This window comes from Caldisericia bacterium, from assembly GCA_021158845.1.
In the GTDB taxonomy this organism is placed as follows: Bacteria; Caldisericota; Caldisericia; order B22-G15; family B22-G15; genus B22-G15.
This window is the reverse complement of record JAGGSY010000067.1, coordinates 1-3466: the sequence shown is the minus strand read 5'-3', so window position 1 is coordinate 3466 and position 3466 is coordinate 1. Positions and strand designations below refer to the sequence as shown.

Below are 3466 nucleotides of genomic sequence, written 5' to 3'. Positions count from 1 at the left end.
GTTTTAATATTAATAGCCTCTGTTTTATTATTTACTTTCATTTACTACACTAATTCTGTTTGGAACGCCCAAAAAGAAATTAATAAAAAGGTAGCTTTTATAAATTTAAAACTTGAGAATAAAGTAGTTTCTTTTGATAAAAATGGGGATTTTATAAAAAATGGGGAAACCTCTGGACTACCTGAAATTAAAGCTGAAGGAAAAAAATTTAAAAAACACTATGATGCTATAAAAGAACTCTCTTTCGTTTTCCCTCTTATACAGGATTTATTGAACAGAGAAAACTTTAAACTTATCCTTGACCTTGAAAAAGATGAGATTCTTATGGAGGGCAATGGTTTTAAAGCACTAATAGGGAGAAAAAACATAAAAAGACGAATTGAAAATGTGATAACTCTTGTTCATAAAGAAAAGGTAAGTGGTTTCATTGACGCCTCCTTTGATAGTATGATGGTAGTGGAGAAATGAAGAGGAAGAGCATAACAATAATTGAATTAAAGGAAAATGGAAAGATTATCTTTACCACAGGAAATGCTCTTGGAGAAGGTATAGATATAATTCTAAGAGAAGAAATTTATTCTTCAGAACTTAAAAAGGGTAGGATAGCTGAAACGGGCATATTTAAAAAACAGATTCTTGATAAGATAAAAAAGATAGAGGACGAAGTTGGAGAAACAGATATATTTGTATCCATAAACGATACTCCCTCTGTTCACAAAAAGAGGATACTCATTAAAACCAAAGGAAGAAAGATCAAGGAGAGGGATATAACCAGTATGGAATCTCTTATTAGGGATTCTCTAACCAAAAAGGGGAAAGAGGTAGTTCAAATAATTAGAGAGGGATTCTCTATTGATGGAAAAAAGGTTTCAACTCCAATAGATGAAAGGGGAGATAGGTTTATTGGAAACTTTCTTGTTTTTACCATAGATGATAAGAAACCAAAACTTATTAAAAGAATCCTTAATAAGAAACTCAGCGGATTTTTTATCGAACCACTTCTTGTCTTTTACGGCTTAAAGGCTTCTTTCTCAAAAAACTTCATAATTGTATTCAACACAAACAGCACTCAGATAATATTTGGAAGAGATAATTCACCAAGATATGTGGATAGTCTTCCCCTTGGAGTTAACGATATTGTAAGGGACCTTTCCTACATATTGAAGATCTCTCCCAGAGATGCAGAAAGATTACTTTACAAAGATAAACTTTTAGATCCAAGAATTTTAAAGGCAGAGGATTACCCTATTGCCATAGAAAAGAAAGTGGCGTCTATGCGTTTCCTTGAAATTCTGGAATTCATTGAGAACAGAACTGAAAGAATCAGTTTTAACTTCTTTCCTGAGGAAGTTGTAATATGCGGTGAAGGTGCTAAACTTAAGAATATAAAAGAGTTTACCAAGAAGTTCTTTGATCTACCTGCATCCTTGGGAGAGCCGGATGAGTTTAATTGTGAGCTCAAATTGGACAATCTACAGATGATATCTACTGTTGGTGGTTTTAAATTGGTGAAAATGATGGAGACAAAAAAGAGAGGTTTAATGGATAGTTTTATTAATTTGATGGAGAGATTATTTGATTAAAGGAGGAACTTATGGGTAATGCTTATGACCCATGGCAGGAAACAAAACCTATAATAAAGGTTGTGGGTGTTGGTGGAGCAGGCACCAATGCTGTGAATAGAATGATTGAGAGGGATGTTAAAAATGTGGAGTTTATAGCTATAAACACTGATGTTCAGGTGCTCAAACTCTCAAAGGCACACAGACTCGTACAGATTGGACCAAAAACAACTAAAGGTCTTGGTGCAGGTTCTGATCCTGAGCTTGGAGCACAAGCTGCCAATGAGAGTAGAGAGGAGATAAAGGATGCCCTTCTTGGAGCAGATCTTGTATTTATAACTGCCGGAATGGGCAAGGGAACTGGAACAGGAGCATCTCCAATTGTAGCAGAAATAGCAAAAGAAATAGGTGCTTTAACAATTGGTGTTGTTACAAAACCTTTTACATTTGAAGGTAGAAAAAGAATGATGACAGCAGAGGAAGGTGTTGAGCAGTTAAAAGAAAAGGTGGATACGCTAATCGTTATCTCTAACAATAGACTCCTTGAAATAACCTCTTCAAAGACGAGCCTGCTGGATTCCTTCTCTCTTGCAGATGAGGCGCTAAGACAGGGAGTTCAGGGAATATCAGATCTCCTTACACAGCCAGGAATAATAAATGTTGATTTCAACGATATATCTAAAATAATGAGAGGGGCAGGAAATGCATGGCTTGGTGTTGGTATGGGTTCTGGAGATAAAAGGGCAGAGCAGGCAGCAAAGAACGCTATAACCAGTCCACTTCTTGAGATATCATTGTCTGGAGCAAAGGGTCTTGTGGTGAACATAGCAGGGAACAAAAACATATCCCTACACGAAGTTAAAAGAGCTATGGGCGTTATTTCAAACTCCGTTGATCCAGAGGCGAATATAATCTTTGGAGTTACCATAGATGAAGAGCTTGGAGACCAGATGAAGATAATAGTAATTGCTACGAACTTCCAGCCGAAGTATAAAAGGGAAGCAATGCTTGAAGGTCTTGAATCAGACATTTTAACTCCTGATGATCTAAAAATTCCACCTTTTCTTAGAAGAAAGCGGAGGACTGAAGAAGAGTGAGAAGGTGGATACTTATAATAATAATCCTTTCTGTTGCCTTTGTATTTATAAAAGGAAAGAATGTGCTCTCTTTTCTCTCAATTCCAGACACAGTTAAATTGGAATCTGTGGAATCAAAAATTGTGGTAAACAAAAAGGCTTTTGCTTTGCTGAAGGAGAAGATTGTTTTTTCTCCCTACAAAGGAAAAGTGGAGTATTTTTTTAAAGAGGGAGACAGAGTACCTAAGGATGCACTTGTTGCACAGATTGAAACAGAAAATGGAATATTTAAATTCTTTGCTCCTGAAAGTGGAATATTCTCAAAAAAATTTGATGAACTCAGTTTGAGTAGAAATATAAATGAAACAATAATTGAAAAGTATCTAAAGGATAATAGAACACCCAGATATAAAACTATTGGAAAATTGGTAATACTCAACCCAGGTGATCCTGTCTTTAGAATAGTCGATAACTTAAGCGCTACTCTCTATGTTTTAAAGGATAGTATACTTGATAGGCTCATTGAGGATAGAGAGCTCTTTATAGAAGATGAGATAAGAGGTGAAGAGATTCCTGTCTATTTGAAATCTATATCAGGAGATCTTATTGAGCTGGAAATAAAGATGCATGTTGAAGATTTCATTAACAATAGAACTCCTATAATAAATATTATCGCATTTGAAGGGAAAGTTATTAGAATTCCAAAAAGGTTTATAATAAAAGAGGAGGGGATTATGATCAATGATGAAAATAATCCTCTATTTATATCTCTTGACAATCTTTTCTTTGTAAAGAAAGATAACTACTTTATATTTCCATCTATTGAGG

General features: G+C 35.0%; 4 protein-coding genes. All 4 read left to right on the top strand.

The genetic code is table 11. The features are described 5' to 3' along the window. The coding region (locus J7J33_02710) for a hypothetical protein (protein MCD6168203.1) at positions 1-468 on the top strand (468 nt) is incomplete at its 5' end. After that, entirely contained in the window at positions 465-1583 is a 1119-nt protein-coding gene (locus J7J33_02705) for a hypothetical protein (protein MCD6168202.1), read from the top strand. The genes J7J33_02710 and J7J33_02705, both read left to right, overlap by 4 nt. An 11-nt stretch (positions 1584-1594) precedes the next feature. Then, entirely contained in the window at positions 1595-2659 is a 1065-nt protein-coding gene (gene ftsZ, locus J7J33_02700; GenBank protein MCD6168201.1) for a cell division protein FtsZ, read from the top strand. Next, positions 2656-3466, top strand: an 811-nt coding sequence (locus J7J33_02695) for a hypothetical protein (GenBank protein ID MCD6168200.1), incomplete at its 3' end; no start/stop codon positions are given. The genes ftsZ and J7J33_02695, both read left to right, overlap by 4 nt.

Coding starts and splice junctions, on each gene's coding strand:
- J7J33_02705 (MCD6168202.1), top strand. CDS start 465: ATGAAGAGGAAGAGCATAACAATAATTGAATTAAAGGAAAATGGAAAG.
- ftsZ (MCD6168201.1), top strand. CDS start 1,595: ATGGGTAATGCTTATGACCCATGGCAGGAAACAAAACCTATAATAAAG.